Raw genomic sequence first — 2,584 nt, 5'->3', positions numbered from 1 at the left:
CGCGGCGCGGCGCTGGTGCGGATCGAGGACGCGTTCTTGCGCTCGGTGCGCCCCGGCCGGGCCGGCGCGCCGCCGCTGGGCCTGCTGATCGATCACGCCGGGGCGCATTTCGATCCCGCCCGCCCCAGCGATCTCGAAACCCTGCTGGCCACGCATCCGCTCGACGACACCGTGCTGCTCGACCGCGCACGCGACGGCATCGCACGGATGCGCGGGGCCGAGCTGAGCAAGTACAGCGGCTTCGACCCGGATCTGGACGCCCCCGCGCCGGGCTACGTCCTCGTGATCGATCAGACGGCGGGGGACGCGGCGGTGCGCGCCAGCCGGGGCGACCGCAACAGCTTTCTCGAAATGCTGTTCGAGGCGCGCGAGGCGCATCCCGGCGCGCGCATCGTCGTCAAGACCCACCCCGAGACGCAGCAGGGCTTTCGCGCCGGGCATCTGCGCGCCTCGGATCTCGGGCCGGACATGCAGATCTGCGACGCGCCCATATCCCCATGGCGACTCTTGGAGGGGGCCGTGGCGGTGCATGTGTTTTCCTCGCAGATGGGCTTCGAGGCGATCCTCGCGGGGCACAGGCCGGTGGTCCACGGCCAGCCCTTCTACGCCGGCTGGGGTCTCACCCAGGACCGCGCGCCGATCGACCGGCGGCAGCGGCGGCTGACCCGCGCGCAGCTTTTCGCCGCGGCGATGATCCTCTATCCGCATTGGCACGACCCGCATGAGCGCCGCGCCTGCAGCTTCGAGACCGCCCTTGACGTCTTCGAAGCCGACACCCGCGCCTGGCGCGAGGACCGCAAGGGCTGGGTCGCCAGTGGCATGCGGCTGTGGAAGCGCCGCCATATCCAGACGGGTTTCGGCACGCAGCGGGCCGTGCGCTTCGTCGATCCGCCGGATCGCGCCGCTGCGCTGGCGCAAAAACAGGGGCGGCGGCTGATGGTCTGGGGTGATCGCGCGGCCCCCGACGGCGCGGTGCGGATCGAGGACGGCTTCTTGCGTTCGCGCGGGCTGGGTGCCGCGCTGGTGCCGCCCGCGAGCCTCGGCCTCGACGATCTGGGCCTGCATTACGATCCCGCCCGCGAAAGCCGGATGGAACGGTTGATCGCGGCGTCCTCCGCCCTGCCCGAGGCCGAGCGCCGCCGCGCGCGCCGGCTGGTCGAACGGCTGCGCGCGGCGGGGCTTTCGAAATACAACCTCGCGGGAGCGGCGCTGCCGCCGCTGCCCGAGGGCCACCGCATTCTCGTGCCCGGGCAGGTCGAGGACGACGCTGCGATCCGGCTCGGGGCCGGCGCGGTGCGCAGCAATCTCGCCCTGTTGCAGGCGGTCCGCGCCGCGCATCCCGAGGCGGTGATCCTCTATAAGCCGCACCCCGACGTCGAGGCGGGGCTCAGACCCGGCGCGGTGCCCGAGCCGCATCTCCTCGCCGATGCGGTGCTCTCGGGCGTCGGCGCGGTGCAGGCGCTCGAAATCGCCGACGAGGTCTGGACCATGACCTCGGGCCTCGGCTTCGAGGCCTTGTTGCGCGAACGCCCCGTCACCTGCCTCGGCACGCCCTTCTACGCGGGCTGGGGGCTGACCCGCGACCTCGGCCCGCTCTGCCCGCGCCGACAAGCCCGCCCCGATCTTTGGGGCCTTGCCCATGCGGCGCTGATCGGTTGGCCGCGCTATTTCGACCCCGTAAGCGGCAGGCCCTGCCCGCCCGAACTGGTGCTCGACCGGCTTGCCGCGGGAGAGGTCGCGCGCCGCCCGGGGCTGCGCGCGCTGGCCAGGCTGCAAGGGGCCTTTGCCTCCGCCGCGCCGCTCTGGCGACGATGAGGCAGGCTCAGGGCCTGCGCCACAGACTGAGAAGATCGGGGCCGATGCGCTCCTGATGTGCTAGCTGCAGGCGCGGCGCCTCGGCCAGCCGGTCGACGCCCATCGCGGCGAGCGCCGGGGTGCCCTCGGCCCCGATCGCGCAGCCGGCGGTGAAGAGGGCCAGTTCGTCCACGAGACCCGCCCCGAGCAAGGAGGCGGCCAGCCCCGCCCCGCCCTCGCAGAACACCCGCGTGAGACCCCGCGCCGCCAGCGCCTCCAGCGCCTGAGCCACATCGACCTGCCCGTTCGACAGACCGCATGGCAGGCTGACCGCGCCGCGCCCTTCCCAGGCCGCGGCATCGACGGCTCGGTCGTGGCACAGCCAGAGCGGAATGTCCTTGGCGCTCTGCGCCAGCGCGCCCTCGAGCGGCAGATCGAGCCTGCGCGACACCACCACCCGCACCGGTTGGCGGTCGATGCCCAAGCCCCGCACGGTGAGCATCGGGTCATCCGCCCGCGCCGTGCCGCCGCCGACCATCACCGCGTCGTGCCGGGCGCGCATCATGTGCACCCGGGCCCGCGCCTGCGGCCCGGTGATCCATCGGCTTTCTCCTGTGCCGGTGGCGATGCGCCCGTCGAGGCTGGCGGCGAGCTTGAGCGTGACGAAGGGCCGCGCGCGTTCGATCCGGCTGAGGAACCCCGCGAGGTCGCGCCGCGCCTCGGCCTCCATCAGCCCCGTCTCGACCGCGACCCCTGCCGCGCGCAGCCGCGCGATGCCGCGGCCCGCGAC

The 2,584-nt window shown here is 73.6% G+C and carries 2 protein-coding genes; one reads left to right on the top strand and one right to left on the bottom strand.

Annotation, left to right across the window (positions count from 1 at the left end; all coding sequences use genetic code 11):
• A partial coding sequence (locus NHG85_RS15590; protein ID WP_253333987.1) for a capsule polysaccharide biogenesis protein occupies nucleotides 1-1,815 on the top strand: 1,815 nt, incomplete at its 5' end.
• 7 nt (nucleotides 1,816-1,822) lie between these two features.
• Here the strand turns inward: NHG85_RS15590 and ribD are convergent.
• On the bottom strand, nucleotides 1,823-2,584 hold a 762-nt coding region (ribD, locus tag NHG85_RS15585), incomplete at its 5' end, for a bifunctional diaminohydroxyphosphoribosylaminopyrimidine deaminase/5-amino-6-(5-phosphoribosylamino)uracil reductase RibD (RefSeq protein ID WP_253333985.1).

It is taken from the genome of Limimaricola litoreus (assembly GCF_024159025.1).
Classification (GTDB): domain Bacteria; phylum Pseudomonadota; class Alphaproteobacteria; order Rhodobacterales; family Rhodobacteraceae; genus Limimaricola; species Limimaricola litoreus.
Note: the sequence above shows the minus strand (reverse complement) of the source record. Positions and strands in the feature narration are given on the sequence as shown.